This window comes from Blastopirellula sp. SH421, from assembly GCF_057808535.1.
In genome coordinates, this window is the sequence record NZ_CM173712.1 from 5744431 (window position 1) to 5769247 (window position 24817).

Annotated in this window: 17 protein-coding genes; 14 read left to right on the top strand and 3 right to left on the bottom strand. The window is 55.1% G+C overall.

Annotated elements, in window-relative coordinates; translation table 11 throughout:
• The first annotated feature begins 3 nt into the window (after nt 1-3).
• Nucleotides 4-750 carry a hypothetical protein gene (locus SH421x_RS23200; RefSeq protein ID WP_488852398.1) on the top strand — a complete coding sequence of 249 codons (747 nt, stop codon included), beginning with the start codon at nt 4-6 and terminating at the stop codon, nt 748-750.
• Between the two features lie 76 nt (nt 751-826).
• On the opposite strand, the gene SH421x_RS23205 is transcribed toward SH421x_RS23200, so the two are convergent.
• Together SH421x_RS23205 and SH421x_RS23210 are read right to left on the bottom strand one after the other, a co-directional pair.
• Entirely contained in the window at nt 827-1246 is a 420-nt protein-coding gene (locus SH421x_RS23205) for a DUF423 domain-containing protein (protein ID WP_488852399.1), read from the bottom strand.
• 141 nt (nt 1247-1387) lie between these two features.
• Nucleotides 1388-5332, bottom strand: a complete 3945-nt coding sequence (locus SH421x_RS23210) for a type II secretion system protein GspD (RefSeq protein WP_488852400.1) — start codon at nt 5330-5332, stop codon at nt 1388-1390.
• Nucleotides 5333-6025: 693 nt separating this feature from the next.
• On the opposite strand from SH421x_RS23210, the gene SH421x_RS23215 reads away from it, so the two are divergent.
• From SH421x_RS23215 to SH421x_RS23270, 12 genes are all read left to right on the top strand, one after another.
• Complete coding sequence (locus SH421x_RS23215) at nt 6026-7099, top strand: transglutaminase-like domain-containing protein (RefSeq protein ID WP_488852401.1); 1074 nt, start codon at nt 6026-6028, stop codon at nt 7097-7099.
• A gap of 73 nt (nt 7100-7172) precedes the next feature.
• Complete coding sequence (locus SH421x_RS23220) at nt 7173-8936, top strand: arylsulfatase (RefSeq protein ID WP_488852402.1); 1764 nt, start codon at nt 7173-7175, stop codon at nt 8934-8936.
• A 199-nt stretch (nt 8937-9135) separates the two neighbouring features.
• Nucleotides 9136-10071 carry a response regulator gene (locus SH421x_RS23225; protein ID WP_488852403.1) on the top strand — a complete coding sequence of 312 codons (936 nt, stop codon included), beginning with the start codon at nt 9136-9138 and terminating at the stop codon, nt 10069-10071.
• 26 nt (nt 10072-10097) lie between these two features.
• A complete protein-coding gene (locus tag SH421x_RS23230) occupies nt 10098-12794 on the top strand; it encodes a hybrid sensor histidine kinase/response regulator (RefSeq protein ID WP_488852404.1) in 2697 nt (898 codons plus the stop codon).
• A gap of 2 nt (nt 12795-12796) precedes the next feature.
• Complete coding sequence (locus tag SH421x_RS23235) at nt 12797-13276, top strand: chemotaxis protein CheW (RefSeq protein WP_488852405.1); 480 nt, start codon at nt 12797-12799, stop codon at nt 13274-13276.
• A gap of 72 nt (nt 13277-13348) precedes the next feature.
• The gene (locus SH421x_RS23240; RefSeq protein WP_488852406.1) at nt 13349-14479 is read left to right on the top strand and encodes a protein-glutamate methylesterase/protein-glutamine glutaminase; all 1131 of its coding nucleotides are present in this window, start codon (nt 13349-13351) and stop codon (nt 14477-14479) included.
• A gap of 4 nt (nt 14480-14483) precedes the next feature.
• A complete protein-coding gene (locus SH421x_RS23245) occupies nt 14484-15374 on the top strand; it encodes a CheR family methyltransferase (RefSeq protein ID WP_488852407.1) in 891 nt (296 codons plus the stop codon).
• Between the two features lie 110 nt (nt 15375-15484).
• Nucleotides 15485-16018: a hypothetical protein gene (locus SH421x_RS23250; protein WP_488852408.1), complete on the top strand. Its 534-nt coding sequence runs from the start codon at nt 15485-15487 to the stop codon at nt 16016-16018.
• A gap of 146 nt (nt 16019-16164) precedes the next feature.
• Nucleotides 16165-17073 carry a sulfate adenylyltransferase subunit CysD gene (cysD, locus tag SH421x_RS23255; protein ID WP_488852409.1) on the top strand — a complete coding sequence of 303 codons (909 nt, stop codon included), beginning with the start codon at nt 16165-16167 and terminating at the stop codon, nt 17071-17073.
• A gap of 101 nt (nt 17074-17174) precedes the next feature.
• Complete coding sequence (gene cysN, locus SH421x_RS23260; protein ID WP_488852411.1) at nt 17175-19103, top strand: sulfate adenylyltransferase subunit CysN; 1929 nt, start codon at nt 17175-17177, stop codon at nt 19101-19103.
• Nucleotides 19104-19466: 363 nt separating this feature from the next.
• Nucleotides 19467-19850 (top strand): hypothetical protein, encoded by a 384-nt coding sequence (locus SH421x_RS23265; protein WP_488852412.1) that lies wholly within the window; start codon nt 19467-19469, stop codon nt 19848-19850.
• 1963 nt (nt 19851-21813) lie between these two features.
• Nucleotides 21814-23118 carry an IS1182 family transposase gene (locus SH421x_RS23270; RefSeq protein WP_488851338.1) on the top strand — a complete coding sequence of 435 codons (1305 nt, stop codon included), beginning with the start codon at nt 21814-21816 and terminating at the stop codon, nt 23116-23118.
• Between the two features lie 677 nt (nt 23119-23795).
• Here SH421x_RS23270 and SH421x_RS23275 read toward each other — a convergent pair.
• A complete protein-coding gene (locus tag SH421x_RS23275; protein ID WP_488852413.1) occupies nt 23796-24257 on the bottom strand; it encodes a YbaN family protein in 462 nt (153 codons plus the stop codon).
• A 242-nt stretch (nt 24258-24499) separates the two neighbouring features.
• On the opposite strand from SH421x_RS23275, the gene SH421x_RS23280 reads away from it, so the two are divergent.
• Nucleotides 24500-24712: a hypothetical protein gene (locus tag SH421x_RS23280; RefSeq protein WP_488852414.1), complete on the top strand. Its 213-nt coding sequence runs from the start codon at nt 24500-24502 to the stop codon at nt 24710-24712.
• Nucleotides 24713-24817: the final 105 nt, after the last annotated feature.

Sequence of the window (24817 nt, forward strand, 5' to 3'; positions counted from 1 at the left end):
TTTATGCCGTGTTTGCGACAACTGGCCGCTCTCTTGACGCTATTGCTAGCGGCGGCGCCGGTCTACGCAGCACCCAACGCATTTCTCTCTGGCGTCGCGAAATGGATCGCTCTCGAAAATATCCCTGCCTCCTACAGTGACGAGCGAAAATGGGGTGGCCAAAAGGATTTCACCAAGGGGGTGAAATTCCGGGGCAGTTTCAAGGACTTTCGGGTCGAGCGCCGCAAACAACCAGAGAACAACGGCACCTGGAAACGGTACCACGTACAGATCGTCAACCCCAACGATGACATTCAAGTCGAAGTCGAGTCGCTCGCCGTCCAAGCAGACAAAATCACGACGCGGCTGAATGTCACGTTGAAAGTGACGGCCGAAGCCGAACTGCAAGAGTGGAGCCGCGGCGTTCGCATCATGGGAATCTCGGCGGTCGCCGACGCGACGATCCGGATGTCGCTTGACTGCGAAACCCAAGTTCGCTGGAACACGCTCGGGCTCCTCGTCTCTGGAGAATTACAGCCGCATGTCGTCTCGGCCGATCTTCAGATGCTGCACTTTGAGCTGCAGCGTGTCGGCTTGGCCAATGGACAGTTGATCGAAAAACTGGGACACGAATTGAAGGACGAAGTCGCCGAGAAGATCGAAGGGTATGAACCGAAACTGGTCGAGAAAGCGAATCAATCACTCGACAAGGAGATCGCCAAAGGACATTTGAAGTTCGATCTAGAACACTGGGTGCGCGAGCAGTTCTAAGCCGACGCACCGCTTAACCATCAGTATTCCGTTGACGTTACTGCATTACTGCACTGGGGAATGGGACTTCGATTAGCTACTCGACGTCCATTCCATGCGGGCGAGCCTGGAGCCCAGCAATGATCAACGCTCCCCAGCCGATCAAAAAAGCGGTGCCGCCAAACGGCACGATCATCGCCAATGATTCATTTTGCGTGAACGCGAGCGCGTAAAGCGTGCCAGAGAACGCCAAAATCCCGGCAAAGAAGAAAAACGCCGAGATCATCGCGGCGGCTCTTCCGCGATCACTGGCCAACAACAACGCACCAATGCCGAGCAGCGCCACGGCGTGAAACATTTGGTAGCGAACGCCGATTTCTAATCTCTCGCGCGGCTTCTCGACATCGATGATTTGATTCTCTTCGAGATACTTTTGCAGCGAGTGGTCGCCGAGTGCGCCGGCTGCGACGCCGGTGAGACCGCAGATTGCCGCCAAAACGAGTACAAGCTTCGCCATGATTCCGCCCTTTGAAGTGATAAACTGCCTGGCCTCAGTTTACACCAAATTTGGTGGGCGCAAAAAGACGCCGCCGTAGTCGCACTACAAGAGTGCGACTGACGGCGGCCGGAGGTCACGCTACTTACAATCTGCAGTCGGCTAGTTGTTGAGATCACTCAAGCCGAGTTTTTCTTCTTCTTCTTCCTGAATGATGATTCGTGGAGTCACCATCATCATCAGGCTTTGCGTCGTGCGGCCGATGCCGACGTTGCGGAACAAACGGTTGATGTAAGGCAGTTTGCTCACAATCGGCACGCCCACTTCGCGGCGTTCTTCGCTCAGACGCTTGATACCGCCCAAGAGCACGGTCCCGCCATCCGGTACGCTGACCGTGGTGGTCACCGTGATGATCGAGAACTCAGGCTGTTGGACCGTGGTGCCGGTCGTTTGTTCTTCCTCGTTGTCGGTGGTTGAACCGCCGTCCGCCGCATCCGGGTCAGTGACCGACGAATCGGTTCGCGAGGTTGAAGTTCCCTCAAAGGTGAACGTCTCGACATCACCGATTTGGCTGAACATCGGAACCAGCGTCAAACGGACAAATCGACGATCGGCGGAAACAACCGCTTGGACGGTAAGTGAAGTACCTTCGTTAAGCACCACGATCACCGGCTGCTGAGCCGCGGCAAAGTCGCCCACCACCGGCGTAACGCTGGTCACAAACGGACGCTGCGTCGAGTCGGTGACGAACGCGGTTTGACCGTTGAACAAGGTAACCTTAGGGGCTTGCATCACGTTCGATCGCAAGTCGCTTTGAGCGGCCTGCATGACGAAGTACGCTTCAATGTCGCTCAACATCGCGAAACCAAACGTACCACCGATCGAACCTGCTGCGGCTCCTAGACCACCAACCGCAGGCACCGTATTGGCAAAGGTATTCTGGGCGAATGACAAGTCGAGGTTGGAGGTCGGATTACCCGCTTGATCCAAACCGATCGTAATGCTCGGGCTACCACTGTCACCTCGGCCATTCAGCCCCTGAGTGTTGTCTTTGATCGTAAGGTCAAAGTCGATACCGATACGTTCAAAGAAGTTGTCGTTGAGCGTGATGAAGCGAACTTCGATCGTGACCTGCAAGTCTTGCAGACGTCGCAATTGCTCCAACAAGTCAGCAATCTTGTCATGAACTTCCTGCGTCTGGCTAACCACTAGACTGAGGTTGGTCGCGAAAGGTTGAACGGCGCCGGGGCCACCCAATTCTTCCCACGATTCTGGTTCGATCGTCGTCGTAATTAGCTGAATCAGAGAGTCAAAGTCAGGCTGAACGCCGCCACCCATGCCGCCAGGTCCACCCATGCCGGGGAGACCGAAGTTTCCACCCTGCGGAGTACCTGACTGAACCTGACCGCTTCCCATACCGACGCCCGGAATCAATCCCGGCGGCAGATTTTGTCCCAGGACCGAACCGTTCGAATTCGCGGCTCCGCCACCGGCGAAGGCTCCCATCCCGTTGGCGGCCGGCAACGATTGAACGCCACCATAACCAATGGTTTCGTAGGCCGACTTCAAAGCTCCCGCCAAACCAAGGTTGTAGCTAGGCATGAAGTTCGGGATCGGAATCACCAAGTCAGCGACCTGATAGGTCAGGTTGATCATTTTGCGACTGCGGAACGATTCGCCCGTGATCTTCAAGGCTTCCCCTTCGATCACGTACGCCAAGCGAAGCGGCTGCAGGATATGCAGTAGCGCACTCTCCAGGCGAACCGGCGTGTTCATACTAATTGTGATCTCTTGGCTCGGGGTCACCCCTTCGCTGCGCAGACCCGCTTCATCGATGATAATATTGATCCCAACCACGCTGGCCAGCGTGTCGATGACCGTTTGCAGCGACTGCTTGTTGAACTTCAAATCGACGGGAGATTTTAGAGCACTGCGAATCCGCTGCTCATCATCTGAGATTTGCATCGTACGAGCGTCGTACTTCTTACGCGACTTCGTCAGCTGAGCCCATTGGGTAGCATCTGAGTAGGTAATCGGGTTACGATCATCGTACGGAATGGACGAATCCTCAACGCTCATCATCGTGTTGATAAAGCCAGATTCTTTTTTGTCCGCCAAAATCATGTTGTTGTGCATTCGACGAGCCGTCTTGGCTTTCCACAACATGTTTTGCACGATCGGCTCGTTGGGAGCGATCTCGCGAGCCTGGCGAGCCAAGACTTCCGCTTCTTCCCAACGCAATTGATCCATCAGCTCGTTGAACTGATCGGTGATCTTGACCAACCGCGATTCGATTTCAAGATTGACCTGGCGTTTCTCGCGGATCGATTCATCGATCGCGCGATTCTGCTCATCCAGTTCGATTTGAGCTTTGTTGATCTCGATGTAATTCTTCAGCCCTTCCGAGCTGCGATCGATCCGAGCAAGCAACTGATCTTTCACCTTGGAATCAACTGTCGAATCAGCGACGCGTTGGCGAACTTGCATCAACAAATCCAAAGCGCCCCGCGGATCGCTTTCTCGCATCCGGTCAGCACTCGATTGCTCACGAGTCACCTCGGCGAACAGCTGACGTTGCAGAACCAACTGTTCAGCGTCGACAGCTTCCAGAGGTGAAGGAGCGTTGCTGGTTTGCTGAACTTCCTGACCGAGCGGCTGAGTGCTGTAACGCAGATAGTCTTGCAGCCGTTGACGGCTTTGAGGATCGAGCGAATCTTTGTTTTTCCAGGCCGCCTCGAACATCTGACGAGCACGAACCTTGTCTCCCATCTTCAGCGCGAGTTCGCCGTCTTCCAGCATTTGGAAGCCGGGGTTCTCTCCACCTGCGTTCCACTCGGCGTTCATATTGGCGCCGGCCGGAACGTTGCGAGAGTCGTCATACTCAGGCTGATAGATGCTTTGTGAACCGGCGAATCCAGCGGTCGCTTCTCCCGAGGCCTGGCGAACGCCGCCGCGGGCACGATCGAGTTCCATCATCATGATTTCAGGACGCAAATCGCCAGCGACGTATTCACGAGGATTGACTTGAATATTCTTAGCTTGCTCAAAGTACATTTCGGCGGCGGCCATGTTGCCGCCTTCCATCGCTGCTTTGGCCTGAGCTAAAACTGCTTGCTGTTGATCGTGTGACGAAGCTCCTGCCGGCAAATTGGCTGCCGGAAGATTTCTAGCCGGAGCAGCGCCGACATTTTGCGAACGACGAGCGATTTCTCCCTTCAGTTGATCGGGGGTAAAGCGAGCTTCGCTGTAATCGCCACCCAACTGCTCAGCCTGGCGAATCAATCGTTCGGCGTCACCCAGTTGATCGTAGGCGATCAATCCAGCCGCTTGCTCTAGCATGACGGCGGCAAACATCTTGCCCGCCTGTGGCCCTGGAGGCGTACGAAACACCGCATCGGTTCGACGAATCAGATCGTCAATCTTTTCTGGAGAATCCTGGCCAGCAGGAAAGACAACTCCCATGCTGCGAGCTTGCTCTACCAGACGATGTGCGACCGCCATATTGCTGCGAGCTAGTTCGAGCCGTGCATCCAACATCAGCTTTCTTGCCGAGTCGGGGTTCGCCGCTTGATAGCTGCTTTGTCCAAATTGACTGGCGTACGGATTGTTCACCGCCGCAGGATCGGCGACCGGAGGCGTTCGCGTCGGAGCACTTTGCGGCATCAGCATGCTGGGCTGAATACCGGAGGTGATCAGATCTTCGCGAAGACGCTCGGTGTTGTAGGCGCCGGGAGCCAACTGCACGTTCAGCTTGCAAGCCTTGTGATACAGTTCGACCGCAGCCAACGATTGGCCATTGGCCAATGCCGTACGAGCCTGACCGATTAAGGTCTCCGCATCCAATTGCGGATTGCCTCGCATGGCGGCCGTCAATTCGTTTTGGCCGGGTAGTTTGGCGAATCGCAGCTCCTCGAGCGCGGCTTTCGCTTTTTCCGGCGTGTCGCGAAATTTGTCATACAAAGGATCGTTCGGCGTTTGGAATTGCGATGCGTTGTTGATCAACGACTCCGCTTGATCCAGATCGCCGCGTCGCATCGCTTGACGAGCATCGCGAAGCATGTCTTGCTGTTTTCGCAGGTCAGCTTGATTGCCGAAATCCTGCGCCATAGCGCTTGACCACATCAATGCGGTTGCCACTAGGCAGTACGTCAACGATTTCACGGCGGAATTCAACGCGACTCTCCTTGTCTGATTGAAATGATTGGGGCGTTCTGCCGCCCGCCAAATCATCTGAGGAATTCCATTTTCCATCTTGTTTATCTCATTCCCCCTACTGCGACTTGCTTTCCGTCCCGCAACATCCGGCAAATCGGCCCAATTCCCACCGTCGCGGATCCACACGGATCTCGACGACCGACGGAACGTCTCCGTACGGGCCTTAGGTAGCGGTGGGGTTAAATACGGATTCTCACAAACTACGTCAAGCTCAACTTCTGCGCATTCAGGAAAATTCCCGCGCAGTTGTCGACGAAGTTGCTAGAAAATTTTGGGGATCGAAATCTGACTCCCAAAGTTCACCGCAGGTAAATACCGGCGATCCGGCGTACGACGCAAGGCCAATTCTCACGCATTTTTCAAAAAGAGGCCGCTGGCATACTCCGAACAGGGCAGCCGCTTCCCTGCGAACTTTGGTGATTTGAAGTACGTTCACACAAAGATTACAATAATCGTTTGAGCGTTTCTTTATCCGGCCACTATTCAGAGCCCTACCGCATGCGGCAATTTTTGCGAACTTTTGCTCTCTGCTTCTTCACAGTTTCTACCGTCGCGGCCCAAACTCCAACGGCTGCGGCTGCGGACTTGGATCCCTCTCAAACCTACCAAGCCGAGCGGAGCCAACCGGTTCAATTCGAGGTCGATTTCTCGATTGTCGTCACGCCTCCCTACCACACGCACAAGTTGAAAGTCTGGGTTCCGGTTCCCCCCTCCAATCATGGACAAGAAGTTCAGCAAAGCGATTGGACTACGTTTCCACTACAGGTCACGCCGACCATGCATGTCGAAGCGAAATATGGCAATCAATTCGCCTACTTTGAATTTGACGATCCCCAGGGCGCGCAGATTATTCGGCATCGCTTCCAAGTAAAGGTCTGGCAGTTGGACTGGAAGCTTGAGCCTTCACGGATTCGCTCTGTGGCTTCCTGGCCAACTGCCTTTGCTCCCTATCGCGCTGGTGAAACTCAAGCGGTTGTTGTGAATCAACAATTCAGCGAACTCGCCGCCCAGCTGGTTCCAGAGCCAGGCAATCCCTTAGTGAACATGGGTTCGGTCATGGACTACGTGATTCGCGATTTCAAGTACGATCATGTCGACGCTTCTCTGCAAGCCAGCTCGCTGCATGCGTTGACCAATCACCATGGCCACTGTAGCGACTACCATGGATTTTGCGCCTCGCTAGGAAGAGCGCTAGGCTATCCGACGCGCGTCACCTATGGGATTTCTCTTTTTCCGAAGAATTCGCCATCGCACTGCAAGCTCGAAACATACTTGCCTCCTTACGGCTGGGTCAGTTTTGATGTTTCCGAAACGCAAAAGCTGTTAGAAGCCATCGCGCAGACAGAAGGCTTAAGCCAAGCCGACCGCGATCGTCAAATCCAAGGCGCCAAAGCACGACTGCTGAGCGGATTTCGCGAAAACACATGGTTGCTGCAAACTCAAGGAACTGACTATGACTTGGCGCCCAAAGCTAGCCAACGCGTGCCGGTAATTCGCACCGCCTATGTCGAAGCAGACGGAGTTGCGCTGCCAGAGCCAGATCCGGCCAATCCTGATAAGCAGGAATTCGCCTGGATGACGATTCACAAGTACATCGCTGATCGCCCGATCACTAATGCGTTTAAAGATCGTGCGTCGCTAGCCGACTACATCCACTAGCGCAGCGTGCATCGGCGTGCGATTCGGGTTAAACTAAGCGTGTCCGCCCACCGCCCCTTTGGATTGACGCCTGATGAATGCACGCCTGATCTTTGCGACGTTGGCCCTCTTGCTGACGTTTACTTCGTGGAGCTACGCCGAGCGGCGTCCAAACGTCGTCATCTTTTTAGCCGACGACCAAGGCTGGGGAGATCTGAGCTTTCAAGGCAATCAAAATCTAGCGACTCCCCACATTGACGAGATCGCCCAGCAAGGAGCCTCGTTCGACTGGTTCTACGTCTGCAGTTTGTGCGCTCCCACACGTGCCGAGTTCTTGACGGCGCGATTTCATGCTCGCGGCGGGGTCCGCGGCGTATCGACCGGCCGGGAACGGCTGAACTTGGATGAACAAACCTTTGTGGAAGCATTTCGAAACGCCGGTTACGCGACCGCCGCATTCGGCAAATGGCACAACGGCACGCAGTTTCCCTACCATCCTAACGCGCGCGGCTTTGACGAATTCTGCGGGTTTTGCTCCGGACATTGGGGCAACTATTTTGATCCCTGGCTCGAGCACAATAACAATTTGATTCGCGGCGAGGGCTTTATCGTGGACGATCTAACCGATCGAGCGATTGCGTTTATCGAGCAAAATCGGGACAAGCCGTTTTTATGTTACGTGCCGTTCAATACGCCACATTCGCCGATGCAAGTTCCCGACCGGTTTTACAACAAATTCGCCGATGTCGACGTCGAAATGCGAAATCGTGATCCCCAGAAGGAAGACCTGGCGATGACCCGCGCCGCGTTGGCGATGTGCGAGAACATCGACTGGAACGTCGGCCGCGTGCTGAAAAAGCTTGACCAACTGAAACTTGCCGATGACACCATCGTGATCTACTTCTCCGACAACGGTCCCAATAGCTGGCGTTGGAACGGCGGCATGAAGGGACGTAAGGGTTCGATCGATGAGGGAGGCGTTCGCTCTCCCCTCTTTATTCGCTGGCCCGGTCACATCCCCGCCGGTGTCAAGCTCGAGCAGCTCGCCGGCGCGGTCGATCTGGGCCCCACGTTGGCCAGCCTGGCAGACATCCAATTTCAACCCCAAAAGCCGCTGGATGGCCGCAGTCTTGCACCGGTGCTGTTGGGACAACAGTCAGCGTTGCCAGAACGTCTGCTCTTTTCGATCCAAATCAACAAATGGAAACAGGTCAGCGTGCGCTCTCAGCGATTCCGGCTGGATGCAGCTGGGCATCTTTACGAGATCGCCAAGGACGTTGGGCAACAAAAAAATGTTGCGGCGCAATACCCGGATCTCGTGAGGGAACTAACTCAAGCCGCCGACCAGTTCCGCCGCGAAATTGCCACGCAAATGCAAGCCCAGGACCGTCCGTTTACGGTCGGCTATGCGGATCTCACGCAGTTACCAGCCAGAGACGGGAACCCGCACGGAAATATTCGCCGTAGCGCGCCGGCGCCCAATTGTTCGTATTTCACCGGATGGAAGAGTGCGAATGATAAAATCACTTGGGATATTGAAATCGGTCAAGCCGGCCAATACGAGCCGATTGTCTACTATGCAGCCCCCCAAAGCGTGGTCGGAACCAAACTTCAGTTGAGCTTCGCCGATCAATCGACGCAGCGCGAGATCACCAGTCCGCATGATCCGCCTGCCTATGGTCCAGAGCTGGATCGGGCGTCGCGCGGCAGCGAATCCCCGGTAAAAGACTTCGCTCCGCTCTCTTTGGGAGTCATTCAGCTGCCTCAAGCAGCGGGAGAGCTGACTCTCTCTGCTCCCGAATTAAGCTCTCATCAAGGGCCCGAGATTCGAATGCTATTGCTGCGCCGAATTCCGTAATATTCGCGGAGTTCCGCGAACTTTAACTTTCTTGGGTCGCATGCGTGACCCTCCTGGTCGTAGCAATCGAAACGACCATCTCTATTTGCGCAGATTCCCCTGCATTCGTTCGCGTTGCAAGTTACAAACCGGGATCTATATTTGCCGAGCTTTGAGATCCGAGAAATAGGTGAATTTATTCATCTGGGGCAGAATCGGCATGAACAAAAAACACCGCATCCTTCATATTGACGATGATCCGGCAGTCACCGGGATAATGCAGGTACGCCTTGCCCAGCATGGCTACGTTGTCGATGAATTGAATGACCCGGCCTGCTGGCGCGGCGCGCTAGTCAACGGCGGATATCGCGTGGTCATTCTTGACATCGAAATGCCGCTGCTAAGCGGTATCGAGGTGCTGCAACAAATCAAACAATTCGATATCGGCGTTGCGGTCATCATGTTGACCAGCAACCTGAAAATGAATTTGGTGCTTGAGGCGCTGAGCTATGGGGCGGAGTACTGCCTGTTTAAGCCGGCCGTCGATTTGAATCCGATGATCGAAGCACTCGAAGCTTCCTTCTACCGTATCAACCACTGGCGTAGCGCCGCGTCCCACGCCGTGCATCAAGTCCGAACGCTGAAGCAAGCTTCAGAATTGAAATCCGAATCTACCTTCAGTGATTCTGGCTCTCACTCGCTGGTCGGGCAATTGCCGGCCACGTTTGAGTGGAGCAGTTTCGAGGATTACCTCGTTTCTCGCGGCGCGATGTCGCCAATACAACTTCAGGCAGCCCGCACTGCGTACTCCCGGTCGGTCAAACCAATCGGCCAGATCGCCCTACAAAATCGGATGCTAGGGGTCGCAGAACTGATGCACATTCTCGAACGTCAAGCCGACACCATGGCTTTGTTTGGAGAAACTGCGATTGAACTTGGCTTGCTGACCAGCGAACAGGTTCAAGAATTGCTTGACACTCAACAGCATTTTTCCACTACCCGGCAAGAAGCGATATTCACGGTCGGAGCAATGACTCCGGCTAATCTAAATCGCTATTTGGCGGATTACTTGCGCGATATCGAAACGTATTCCCAAGGGCCGATTCTGTTGCCAGAGACGGCCGACCTTCACCACCCAGCCACGGCAACGTCCTAGTCCAGACGGTTCAGGAGCAAACGAAAATGATGTACGAAGACAATGAACTAGTTGCCGAATTTGTGATCGAAGCGAACGAGCATCTCGCAAATGTCGAATCGCAACTGCTTGCCATCGAAGCAGCCGGCGCCAACATCGACGTCGACCTGGTGAATACGGTCTTTCGCGCGATTCACTCCATCAAAGGAGCTGCTGGATTTTTGGGACTGCGCAACATCAATGACTTGTCGCACAGCCTTGAGAACGTACTAAACAAGCTGCGCAACAAAGAACTCATTCCAAATTCGCCGATGATCGACGTCATGCTACGTGCGTCGGATCAACTGCGATCGATGATCAATAATATCGACAACTCCGAGTCGATGCAGATCGCCAATTTCGTCACTCAGCTTGACGAAATTGCCGCAGGCGTCGCGCCAACGGCTCCGACTCCGGCTCCGGCTCAAGAAGTGACGCCCGTCGCGGTTAGCGCAGCGGCGCCGGCAAGCGAGATTGAATCTCCGCCTCCGGCCAGCGAAACACCCACCGTCTCCGCGCCGGTAGAAGTCGCCGCGCAAGCCCCCAAAAGTGCTGGCGAAGAAAATCGCCCCGAGGCCGCGGCCAGCGTCGAAGCGAACATTCGCGTTCCGGTGAGCGTGCTCGATCGTTTGATGAACCTGACCGGCGAGCTCGTGCTTTGCCGCAACCAGGTCATTCAGGCAATCTCGTGCAAGAATGACTCCGGGCTCGAAGCGGTCGCTTCAGGTCTTGACCAAGTTACCAGCGAACTGCAAGACGCCGTCATGCAAACACGCATGCAGCCAATCGGTTCGGTTTTCAATCGCTTCATCCGGGTCGTTCGCGATCTAGGAGCTAAGTTGGGCAAAGAAAGTAATCTGCATATCGACGGCAAGGAAGTCGAAGTCGACAAGTCGATCATTGAAGCGATCGGCGATCCGATGACCCACTTGATCCGCAACTCGATGGATCATGGTCTAGAAACGCCTGAAAAACGGGTCGCCGCCGGCAAGAGCCCGACCGGGCAAATCAATCTCCGCGCCTACCATCAGGCCGGCAAAGTCCGGATCGAGATCGAAGATGACGGCCAAGGCATCAACCCGATAATCTTGAAAGAAAAAGCGGTCATCAAAGGGGTGATCACGCAAGACCAAGCGGATCAGATGAGCGATCGCGATGCGGTTCGCTTGATCTTCCACGCAGGATTTTCGACGGCGGAAAAGCTCACCGACGTCAGCGGACGCGGCGTCGGCATGGACGTGGTTCGCAGCAACATCGAGAAACTAGGCGGAACCGTCGACGTCGATTCAAAGGTCGGTAGCGGAACCAGCATCTTGATCACGTTGCCATTAACTTTGGCGATCATCCCATCGTTGATTGTCGAAACCTGCGGAAATCGCTACGCCATTCCGCAAGCCAACATCTCAGAGCTGGTTCGTATTCGAGCCGACGACGAACAACGTTTGACCCGCGTTAAAGGCGCCGAAATGCTCCGCCTGCGCGGCTCGCTGTTGCCGATCGTCCGCATGCAGCAAATCCTGCAACTACAGAACAAGGAAGCGGCGACAACGACCAGCAGCATCATCGTCGTCGAGACAGGCCGCGCTCGCTACGGACTCGCGGTCGATTGTCTTCACGATTCTGAAGAAATCGTTGTGAAGCCCTTAGGACGTCATCTGCGCAGCTGCAAGTGTCTCTCGGGCGCCACAATCCTAGGGGATGGGCACATCGCGTTGATCTTGGACGTTTCAGGCATCGGGGCCGAAGCGAAACTCGACTTGACCGATCAAAGCGACCTTGAAGCGAAACGAATTCAGGAAGAATTGCACGCCGCCGAAGAATCGCAATCGCTGCTCATGTTCACCAATCATCCCCAAGAGAACTTCGCGATCCCGATGGGAGTCGTGCTTCGCGTCGAACGCATTCGAGCCGATCAGATCGATACGGTCGGCGGCTTAGAAGTGCTGCAATATCGCGGAACTTCACTGCCGGTGATGCGTTTGGAGAACAACATCAACGCGCGCCCTGCTCCCGCAGATCTCGAAAGCGTCTTTGTCGTGATCTTCGAGATCAATGGCTACGAAGTTGGCTTGATCGCGCCGCAGTTGAAAGATATCCAAAATGTCGCGATGAACATCGACGCGACAACTTTCCGCGAGACAGGCGTCTGCGGCTCATTTGTGCTCGACAATCAGACGATTCGCTTGCTGGACGTCTTCAAGATCGTCGAGAAGCATCGTCCCGAGTGGTTCGAACATCACAAGGTCGCCGCCGAAACTCGTTCGCACGATCCGATCGTCTTGCTGGCCGAAGACTCTGACTTCTTCCGTCGCCAGGTCAAGGGCTTCCTCGAAGAAGCCGGCTTCCAAGTGATTGACGCCGAAGATGGCCAAATCGCCTGGGAAACGCTGCTCCGCGGCGAATTCGCCTACGACCTGATCGTGACAGACATCGAAATGCCGCGCATGAATGGATTTGAACTTTCACGCAAGGTCCGTGCCTCGGACAAATGGAAAGAAATTCCGATCATCGCTTTGACCTCACTCGCTTCCGACGAACATCGTAACGAAGGGGAAGCGGCAGGGATCAGTGACTATCAAATCAAGATGGATCGCGAACGCTTGTTGTCATCGGTGGCTCGCTTGACGCGGACCGACGTAGAAACGCTTCGCCGCCAGGCGATGCGTGGGGGTGTTACTCGAGAACTGTCAACCGCAGGAGTCTAATCATGACCAAGAACGAAAAGAAAAGCATCATCGACGGAGAACAGCAGTTCGTCACGTTTTACCTGGGCGAGTTGCTGATGGCGATTCCGATTGGATGCGTCCAAGAGATCAACCGCCAATTAGAATGCACGCCGGCGCCGCAAGCGCCGCCGCATGTCTGCGGCGTCGTCAACTTGCGTGGCGAAGTTGTCACCGTCGTCGACCCACGCCAAATCCTGAAACTTGACCCGGTCGCAGAGTCGCGCGAGAGCCGCAACCTGATCATCAACTCGCAAGGCGAAGCGGTCGGTCTGGTCGTCGACAAAGTGTCTGACATTTTGACGCTAACGGCTGACGACGTCTCGGCTCCGCCGGCGAATCTCAAAGGGATCGAAGGGCGCTATTTTGTCGGCGTTCATCAACGTGAAGCGGACATCGTCGTCTTGCTGAATATTGATGAAATGCTGCACGAAACCAGCGAGTACGCAGCACTAGCCAATTAACGCCACACACGTGCGGACCGCGGCCTGCGGTCTGCACCGTCTCGGCGGCCAGGAGGAGCGGAGCAGCAATTCATGAGTGATGAAGATCGGATTCGCGTCCTCGTTGTCGACGACTCAGCGCTGTACCGCAAGTTAGTTCGAGACATCCTAGCGCAAATCCCCCAGGTAGAAGTCGTTGGCGTCGCAGCCGATGGAAAAATCGCGCTCGACAAGATCGAATACCTGCGCCCCGACTTGCTCACGCTCGATGTCGAAATGCCCACGATCGACGGTCTCGGCGTGCTCCAACAGATGAAGCGCTTCCCCAATCCACCCGGCGTGATCATGTTGAGCGCGCTGACTGGAGCTGGCGCCAAAGCGACGATGGCGGCGCTGCAGCTAGGCGCATTTGACTTTGTTCTCAAGCCGACCGGCCTCAACGTGGAAGCCAGCACGGCTACATTGACCGAATTGCTGCGGCAAAGCGTCGACACTTATTTGCGGCGCGTCGTACGGACGCCCAAATTGGTCACCGCCGGAGCGGCGTTGAGTCAATCCGAATTTTCGTCCAAACCAAGCGAACCGCCGAAGCCGCCGCATCCCTCGTCGCTAAAAACCGCGCGCGACTTGTCGTTTCGATTTCCGATCGACGCCGTCGCAATTGGCATTTCAACCGGTGGCCCGCCAGCGCTCACCTCGCAGTTGCCAGTCATCCCCCAAGATTTTCCGGTTCCCATTTTCGTCGTTCAACATATGCCGCCAATTTTCACCAAATCGTTAGCCGACGATCTCAATCGCCGCTGCCAGACCGAAGTGGTGGAAGCGGCCGATGGTGACGAAGTTCGCGCTGGCAAGATCTACATCGCGCCTGGCGCTCGCCAGATGAAGGTGGAACGAGACGGCGCGCAAACGCGAATTCGCATCAATGAAGATCCCCACGAACGAAATTGCCGACCGTCGGTCGATTACCTGTTTCGCTCAGTCGCAAACGTCTATGGCGGTTCTACGCTGGGCGTAATCATGACCGGCATGGGCGACGACGGCACAATTGGCTGCAAATTGTTAAAGCGTCACGGGGCGAATATCATCGCCCAAAATGAAGAAAGCTCGGTTGTTTACGGGATGCCGCGGAGCATCGTCGAGGCCGATTTGGCCGATCTGATTTGTCCACTCAACGACGTCGGACGTGAAATCGTCAATTGCGTCAAACGGAGCCGGAGTTAGGAACATGACGCCTCAAGATATTGACGCGATTTGCGGACTTGTTTACGACCTGTGCGGAATCGCTCTGGATAGCTCCAAAGACTATTTGATCGAGAGTCGCTTAGCCGAACTCGTCAAACGCGAAGGGTGCGCCAACTATGTGGACTTCGCCGCTCGCGCTCGCACCTCTGGCGCCGAGCTAAAAAAAGATGTGGTCAATGCGATCACAACGCGTGAGACCCTCTTCTTTCGCGACAAATCCCCCTTCGAAGCATTGATGTTCAAAGCGATCCCAGAACTCGCCGACGAAAAGTCAAAGTCCCCCTACGACAAGCGAATCCGCATCTGGTCAGCCGCTTGCAGCACCGGACAAGAGCCGTATAGCATCGCGATGACGCTGATGGAAACGTTGCCCGATTATCGCAACTGGAATATCTCGATCCTCGCTACCGACATTTCTGACGACGCGATTGAGCGCGCCAGCCGCGGGCTGTATCCGCCGTTAGAAACGTCACGCGGGCTTGAACCGCGGTACCTCCACAAATACTTCACGCCGCAAGATGGCGGGCACCGCATCAAAGACGAAGTTCGCGCGCTGGTCTCGTTCGAGAAGGTCAATTTGCTGCAAAGCTTCACCCATCTAGGGCGATTCGATATCGTTTTTTGCCGCAATGCGATCATTTATTTCAATGCCGAGGACCGACGTCGCACTTACTTGAACCTCGCGAACCAAGTGACGGATAACGGCTATTTGTTTGTTGGATCGTCCGAATCATTGATCGACCTGGGACCAAAGTTCCAGCCACAGCACCACTGCAAGTCGGTCTTTTATCAACCGAATCGTCAATTGCCCGGCTTTATCCTGGCCAACAAAGTGGGGCAAAGCGCAACCTCCACGCTGGCCGCCACTCGGTAGCGAGCAGTGAGGCAGGGAAGCCCGCAACTTCAACAGCAATCGACCTTTTGCCATCCGCAAGCTGCGCGTAGAATCGGAGAAATCGCTCACATTTCACGGAAGGATCCGTCATGCGCGTCCCATCAGTTGCTAGCTCGCTCCTCTTTCTCGCTTTGCTGTGGACCGCATCCACGGCGGAAGAACCTCTCTCTACAACTGCGGTGGACGCCGCTGTCCAGCCATCGGAAGAAGAGCGGAGAGATATCGAAAAGATCCGCGCCGCCCTGGGGCCAGAGTTTCGGATCGCGTCGAAAATGTTCAGTGACGAACTTCCAACTATGGCTCCTGCCGCTGACCAGGCAGCTGCCGAGAAGTCAGCGGTCGAATCCGATCTAGCCGACGCATGCTCCCCTGCTAGCAGCTTTTATTTAAGCACAACCCCGCCCTCCCTCGAAAGAGCAGTTCGGTTCCTCTCGCTCGCCGAGTCCGACCTGAAGTCACTCTCCTCGCCCGCCGTCACAGATTCGTTGGCAGTTCGCAAAGCTGACATTTCAGCGAAAGAAGCCGAGCAGTTGCAAGCAGCGGCCCAAAAGTGCCGTGAACTCGCTGATCAGCTTGATCAACTCGCGAAGTTAAGAGCGCAAAAAGCGACGCAACTGCGTTGATCCCCCGCATTTAAGTAATCTGCGGCCAATCTCCGGCGACCAACGGCATTGTTCGGATAGCGGACTGGCGCTATAATCCGGAATTCGTAACTATTTACGATCGTTCTCTTTGTGACGATTCTAGCGTCTTACGAGCAATCGAGGGTATGTCGGGCTACAACATAACTCACTTACGACAGTTGGAAGCGGAAAGTATTCACGTTTTACGTGAGGTCGCCGCTGAGTTTGAAAACCCAGTGATGCTCTACTCCGTCGGCAAAGACTCGTCGGTGATGGTGCAACTCGCGCTCAAAGCGTTCTATCCGGCCAAGCCGCCGTTTCCGCTGATGCACGTCGATACGACGTGGAAATTCCGCGAAATGATCCAATTTCGCGAAGATTACGCCCGCAAAGAGCTGGGCCTGGATCTGATCGTCCACATCAACGAAGAAGGTCGAGCCGTCGGCATCGATCCGTTTGAAGACAGCGTTCGTCACACCGACCTGATGAAGACCGAGGGTCTGAAGCAAGCGCTGAACAAACACAAGTTTGACGCCGCGTTCGGCGGAGCTCGCCGCGACGAAGAGAAGTCGCGCGCCAAAGAGCGGATCTTCTCGTTCCGCGACAAAAATCATCGCTGGGACCCGAAAAACCAACGGCCCGAGCTCTGGAACCTCTTCAATACCCGGGTCAACAAAGGGGAAAGCATCCGCGTTTTCCCGCTGTCGAACTGGACCGAGCTCGACGTTTGGCAGTACATTCATCTCGAACAAATCCCGATTGTCCCCCTCTATTACTCGGCCAAACGGCCTGTAGTCTGGCGGAACGACATGTGGATTTTGGTCGACGACGAGCGTTTAGAACTGCAGCCCGGCGAAAAAGTAGAAGAGAAGATGGTCCGGTTCCGGACGCTCGGCTGCTATCCGCTAACCGGCGCCGTCGAATCATCCGCGACCACGCTGCCGGACATCATTCAAGAAATGTTGTTAACCACGACTTCCGAACGTCAGGGGCGCGCGATCGACAAGGATCAAGGCGCTTCGATGGAAAAGAAGAAGATCGAAGGTTACTTCTAACGCGGCTCGGCGCACTTGCGCCCTGCTGTGAATCTCTCCGCCACTCGCCGGACTGCCGCTTGCGTACGTCCGGATTTGTCGACTAGCCCAACGCAACATCCATGTCGCACCAATCCGACCTGATCGCCACCGACATCAACGCTTATCTTGCTCAGCACGAGCGAAAAGAGTTGCTCCGCTTTATCACGTGCGGCAGCGTCGACGATGGCAAAAGTACGCTGATCGGCAAATTGCTGATCGAAGCCAAAGCGACCTTCGAGGACCAACTCGCGGCGATCGAACGCGATTCGGCCACCCACGGCACCGTCGGCGGCGAGCTCGACCCAGCCCTGCTAATGGATGGGCTGAAAGACGAGCGCGAACAAGGGATCACGATTGACGTCGCCTATCGCTATTTTTCGACCGCCAAACGCAAATTCATCATCGCCGACACGCCGGGGCACGAGCAATACACCCGCAACATGGCGACCGGCGCGTCGACCGCCGACCTGGCGATCATCTTGATCGACGCGCGGCACGGCGTGATGACGCAGACCAAACGGCACAGCTTTATCACATCGCTGCTGGGCATCAAGCATATCGTCGTCGCGATCAACAAGATGGACCTGGTCGGTTTCAGCCAGGAAAAGTTCGAGCAGATCAAATCGGACTACGTCGAGTTCGCCGCAAAAATGGCGGCGGAAGACGTCCACTTCATTCCATTGTCGGCGCTCAAGGGTGACAACCTCGTCGCCGCCAGTCCGAACATGCCGTGGTATGACGGCAGCACGCTGATGCACTTGCTAGAAAACGTCTACATCGCATCAGACCGCAACCTGCAAGACTTCCGCTTTCCGGTCCAGCTGGTCAATCGCCCCAATCTCAATTTTCGCGGCTTTTGCGGCACGATCGCCTCCGGCACCATTCGCCCCGGCGAAGAAGTGATGGCCCTGCCTTCCAAGAAAACGAGCCGCGTCAAAGCGATCGTCACCATGGACGGCGATCAGGAAGAAGCCTGCCCGCCGCTGGCCGTCACGATCACGCTCGAAGACGAAATCGACGTCAGCCGCGGTGACATGCTGGTTCGCCCCGGCAATCAACCGCTGGTCGACGATCGCTTTGATGCGATGGTCGTTTGGATGGACGAAGACCCGATGGTTCCCGGCAAGTCGTACCTGGTGAAACATACGACGACGCTGACCCCCGGCACAATCTCGACCCTGCGTTACCAGATTGACGTCAATACGCTGCACCGCAAAGATGCGCCAACGCTGGCCTTGAACGAAATTGGCCGCTGCGAAGTCCGCCTGAATCGTCCCATCGCGTTTGATCCTTACCCCAAGAATCGGACGACCGGCGCGTTTATCGTGATCGACCGGATGACCAACCGGACCGTCGCCGCCGGCATGATCATCGACCGCAAAGAAAAGAAAGTCGCCCACTGGGACGACGAACCAATCTCGGGTCCCGCAGGCGAAGGAATCGCCAGCGTCACGGCCGAGCAGCGTGAAGCCCGGTTTGGCCAACAGCCGACCACGCTACTGCTGACCGGTTTGACAGGCGCCGGCAAAACCACCATCGCCTACGCCCTCGAACGCCGCCTGTTTGACCAGGGCCGAGCCTGCGTCGTGCTGGATGGTCAAAACCTGCGCAGCGGCGTCAGCCGAGATCTCGGCTTTACCGCCGACGAACGCTCCGAGAATCTCCGTCGCGGCAGCGAAATCGCCGCGCTAATGAACGGCGCCGGCATGATCTGTATCTGTGCATTCACTGCACCGAACGAAGATGTTCGCCAAAAGGCGGCCGAAGTTGTCGGCAACGATCGCTTTGTCGTCGTTCACTTGTCGGCGCCCATCGAGGTCTGCCGCCAACGCGATGATAGTGGCCTGTACGAAAAAGCAGACTCCGGCGAAATCTCTAACTTCCCCGGCGTCAGCTACGAATTCGAACCACCAACCAACCCCGACCTAGTACTGCCGACGCACGAACTAGAAGTGAGCGAATCGGTCGACAAGATCATCGCGCTGCTAAAAGAGCGAAAAGTAATCTAGCCCCGCTCACTCCACCCAGCAAACACAACAGAGACGCCCCACCAAGGCGCCTCTGTTTTTTTGCGCGCGGCCGGGGCTTTCTCTAAATAACCCGCTGCGCCAGTTCTGAAGTTGCGCTATTTGAGGACAAAGAAAGAATGGAACGCGGATATCACGGATGAGGAACGCAAAACAGGGTAAAAACAATGTCAAAAACGTTCAATCGGTTCAAAGTAGCGCAACTTCAAAATGCGCCAGCGTGAGAAATTCGCGCAGAAATTCGAGAGCGAATAAAAGCCAAGCCGAGGCGCCATGCACTTTTTTATTGCCCCTCAGACTCTGACAACCTACGATAGCGGCATTCGTCACGCCCGCAGGATCGCTATGAAGTTTCGCATTCAAGGCAAAGACAAATTCGACTTCTATTACGACTATAAGGTCGAAGCCCCAGATCAACTGACGGCCGAAGTGCAAGCGAAGGCCCAGGGAGTCTTGATCTCAAAAATCGAAGTCCTGCCGTCACCGCCCCCGTTTGATCTGCTTTGCTTTGTTTGCTTCTGGCTAGGCGTCATTCTGCTCTGGGTCGCGGCGTTGCCGCTCGTTTTCGTGTTCTTAATTCTAGCGCACAATGGACTTCGCGATGGCGACAGAATCATTAGCTTATTGGTCGGGAGCCTAGCGCCACTGAGCGTGGCGATCCTGCTGGGCATTCTGTACCACGTTCGCCGGATCTATCTGCGAATGCTGCGAGAGAAGAGGATTGGATAGCCTGGGTGCCGTTGCCACGGCCTCGCGTGACGATGATGGTGCGCGAGTTTTACTTCTGGGATTCGCCAATACGGATCTTCGTCGATTGGTCGCGTCTTCTGGTGATTTACATCAACTTAATTGCCGGCCGCATTCAAGGCCACGAAGACGTGGCAACGGCACCGGTTCTTTCGATCTCGGCTTGGTTGCCGTCGGCGTCGTACTTGAACGTGGTACGGCCGCAGCAAGCCTGAGAATCGGTCTAGTTATTGCCAGCGTCGCAAGTATCCGTCAGCAGTACGCCCGTACTGGCCTAAACTAAATATCAGACTCTTGCCTAAAGACGGTGTTACCTGCAGATTGAAATCTCTTCACAAATTGCGTCTAGATGACCACGGCCACATACAATGATAACGTGTCGCGGCTTACAAAATGATTTGTCATTCTGGGCGTTTCCGATTGTGTCAAACACACTTACACTACTTGAGAATTTCATGCCTCCATGCAGGAACGACTCCAAGAACTCGCTTTTTTCCGGCACCTCGAAGAGATACAAAGGGCATTCGCTCCCGAATCGCCGACCTGAATCGAGTAAGCTCTGGCGAAAACAGAGTAAATGCACTCCGGTTAACCGAACTTTTACGGAGTCTTCGCCTTGATCGAAAACGATTTTGACCTCCCGGTCAAATGGACACCATTCGATATCGTAGATCGCTTTTCCATAAAGAAGTTCGCCGATACTGGGGGACTTTGACATCGCGAAACTATCCTTAATCTGGATTGATTTAAGATCAATTTGCTCGACCGGACTATGGATTCAAGGGAATATGAAACTCGTCTGTCCTGGTCGGGATCTTGCATAATTGGCTGATTCAAATCGTTTCGCGGGCGATTGTGAGTATTGCTAGGCCTATATTTGCTTGCATGTGGAGCCGCGTCTCTTGATCCAGCAGGAGCATTCAAGTCTCCCTTAGGTGAAATGTGAATCTCTTCACCTGTTGCTGGATGCCGCCAGATTGTGTTCCTTCCTCCATTGAAGCCACAGGCTGTGTGGCACTGGCCCACAGCCAGTGTCTTCTCGTTCTCCCTCCTGCTTCGCAGAGAAAGAAGGCTCAAGACTTTTGAACCGGCTGCACGGTTATTTTATCGTCTTGCGCATCGCCATGCAGGGAAAGTTTGACCGCGACATTTTCCAAGCTGTGGGAATGGTCATGACTTCAATCGTAGGGGGCGATGGATGGCCGCGCCCGGCTGCTGCTGCCGATGAAGTTAGAACGCTAGTCGACCGGGAGAGGTTCGCGACCCAAAGTCGCTGGGTGTTCTGCGGTGAATCAGGTGGGGAAACTACTTTCGGCGGAGCGAAAGGGGACAGTCGTCCGCTTCGGGCCCATGGTCGGTTGACTAAGATTGCACCTTGACAAAGTCTTAGTGTTTTGCTACAATTTATTCACACTTTTAAACGCGCCGTGCGACGCACTGGTTTCAGTTTGGCGGCGCCTTGTCATTGAAGGTCGGCAACTTCGCGAGAGGTTAGTCTGCTGCGCTGGCTGGTTTTTGAGTTGGAGGTACGGCAAATCGGCCGGGCGCTAAAGGTGCGCACCTGGGGAGAGGTCGCGATTGACCGAGCAAATGCAACGCGTTGGTTGCAGATCCGCCGCGGACAATGGTGGTCAGATTCGGATCAGAAACGTCCACGACAAAAAAACGCTGCTGTCCGGTCCGGGCCTCTGTCCTGGCCTTCGAGCTCGGTCCTGTCCCATCGGGGCGAATGTCTAAGGACCAATGACTGACTCAGAAAATCCCTAGCGACGATGTGCGGTTTTCGTGCGTCGTCGTTGACTTGCAAGCGATTTTCCCTCGCTCGCGCATTCGGGCTACGAAGAATTGGAGACATACAAAAAAAGTAACACGGTCCAGTCCAGTGAGGCTGTGATTTTTTCCAACCCCGCTTGGCGACACAAAATCGCGGCGCTAAAACGGGGGGATGGATAATTCAAACTCACAACCAGACGTTTCTCGGGTGCGCGTGAAGCGGCCGGAGCGGTTTCAAGTTCAGTTTCGGGATGCTTCGTTGGATCAGATGATTCCGCGGGATCATCGCGTCCGGGCGGTTTGGGCGTATGTCGATTCGCTCGATCTGACGCCGCTATATCAGAAGATTCGCGTCGTCGAAGGATCGGCCGGACGCGATGCCGTTGATCCAAAAATCTTGATGGCGTTGTGGATGTTCGCGATTATTGAAGGGATCAGCAGCGCTCGACATGTGGCGCGACTGTGTACGCGCGACTTGGCTTACTTGTGGATTTGCGGCGATGTCGGCGTCAATTATCACCTGCTGGCAGACTTTCGTACGATGCATGGCGAGTTCCTCGATGAACTGTTGACCGACACGATTGCGACGCTGCTGCACCAGAATATTGTCACGCTGGAAACGGTTGCTCAAGACGGCATGCGAGTGCGGGCCAGCGCCGGCACCAGCTCGTTCTTTCGTCAGCAGACGCTGGAAAAATGCCGCGAAGAAGCGGCAGCGCAAGTAAAAAAGTTGCGTGACGAAAGCGACGACAATTCGGATAACGGCGTTAGCGACGCTCGCCGCAAGGCGGCGCAAGAGCGGGCGGCGCGCGAACTTTTGGACCGGGTGAACAAAGCCTTGGAAGAATTGCCGGAACTGCAGAAACAAAAAGATCAGCAGAATAAAAAGAAGCGCAAAGAGGCGCGTTGCAGTACGACCGACCCGGAAGCACGCAACATGAAGATGGGCGGTGGCGGATTTCGTCCGGCTTATAACGTGCAATTCGCGACCGATGCCGAGACGCGTCTGATCGTTGGCGTCGACGTTAGCAACAACGGCAGCGATGGTCATCAGATGCAGCCGATGCATGAAAACCTCTGCGAGCGTTATGACAAAACTCCCCAGCATTACATCGTCGACGGCGGGTTCGCGACCCGGGGAGGAATCACGGCGGTCGAGCAAGCCGGCAGTCAAGTGACGGCTCCGATGACTTATGTCGAGCAGATCGAAAAGCGAGGGGGCGACCCGTACGCACGCCGCAAAGAGGACAACAACGAAATGGCCGCGTTCCGCGAACGAATGAAAACGGAAGAGGCTCAGGCCCGGCTAAAACAACGCCCCTCGATCGCTGAATTCCCCAACGCCGAATGCCGCAACCGGGGCCTGCAGCAGTTTCGGGTTCGCAGCCTAAAAAAAGTGAAAACGGCGACGCTATGGTACGTCATCACCTACAACTTCATGAGGATGCTGAGTCTGGGAATCCTAAAACCGGCCTAAAAAGGAGACCCAAGCAGAGCGGAACCAAGCGACCCGCCCCGAACGGACCGCCGCCATCCACTCCAGAAAATAGCAACCGAAAATCGAGCGCCCAACCAGCCGCTAAAAAACGAAAAACGCCCGCGAGGCGAAAGGCGATGGTGACGGCGTTGGATAAACTCACAACCTCAGTCCACAGTCCAGTCGCTCAGAAAAAAATGACGCCGAGTCCGGTCCGGTGGATCACCAATTCACTCTTTATTAGACATTAGGATTTCGACATTAGTCATTTACTTACACCCACATTTCCCTCGCTCGCGCATTCGGGCTATGAAGAATTGGAGACATGCAAAAAAGTAACACGGTCCGGTCCAGTCCACAGTCCAGTCGCTCTGAAAAAAATGACGCCGAGTCCGGTCCGGTGGATCACCAAATCACTCTTTATTAGACATTAGGATTTCGACATTAGTCATTTAATTACACCCACATTTCCCTCGCTCGCGCATTCGGGCTACGAAGATTGGAGACATACAAAAAAAGTAACACGGTCCAGTCCGCTGTCCTGCTGGGGAAGGAATGCAGGCCCAATCTCCATTGAGGAACTTCGTTATTCGAGCTTAGTTCTTCAAGCTTCGTCATTCCTTCGACATTCCGATTTCGACATTCGACATTTCACCAGAGTCCGGGCGCGGCGAAAACTACAACCTAATCTCTGGCAGTTTCGCCACCACGAGGATGCCGATCGTGGAGAGGCACGCGATCGCCGCCATGACCAGAGGCGCCGGTTGCATCAGCAACAGGGTCAGCGTGACGCAAATTCCGACCAGCAGCATCGCTTTGATTTTAACGTTGCGGCGGACTCCGCGGTGCTCGTTCCAGTCGCGCAAAATCGGGCCGATCAGACGACTGCGAAGGATCGCCGCATTCAGCCGGGGCGAGCTGCGCGCGGCGAAGTAACTGGCCAACAGCAGAAACGGCGTGCAGGGAAGGACCGGCAAGATCGCTCCCAAGATTCCAAGCGTCAAAAAGAAGATGGCGCCGGCAATAAACATCACCCTACGCAGCCCCACGGCGGCAACCACCGGTCGCGGCGTCGCTAGAGGCGCCGAGCCCCCGTGGATTCGCAAGCGGCGATTCGTGGTAGCTTTGACCGATTCCATACTGAATTTCCGTGGCCTGCCCTGCCCGAGCTCAATACCGCGTCCTGCTTTTATTGTAGGTCGCCCCTAAAATAGGAAAACGACATTATCTTGCATCGGTCACGAGCAGGAAAAGCTGCACGTTCAGGGAAAACAATCGACTGCTAGCGTTATCACGAATGTAACCCCCAAAAGTACTTCCTCGACAGCGGGGGGATCGTTATTGTGAGAGGACTGCAACTTTCACCTTACGAGCCCTTCTTATGTTAACAATTTTGCTTGGCTGCGCCGCTCTCGGTATTGGATTCAAAGGGTTCACCAAATCGGGGCTGCCGTTAGCTCCCGGCTTTGAGATCACCGGCATTTTCGCCATGCTGATCGGAGTATTCTCGTGCTTGTTGGGGCTCGCGTTGATTGGTTTTGGACTCGCCCAGATTGGAGTTCTGAGCGGCATGATTGAGACAGCTCCCCGCTAATTCGAACAGCAATCGAATTGCCTAGCCAGCAGATCCCCGCAATCTTCAAGTAAATGTTGCGTAACAAGCGGGAATTCTAGGCGGTTTGCGGCGTCCTGCGGCTTG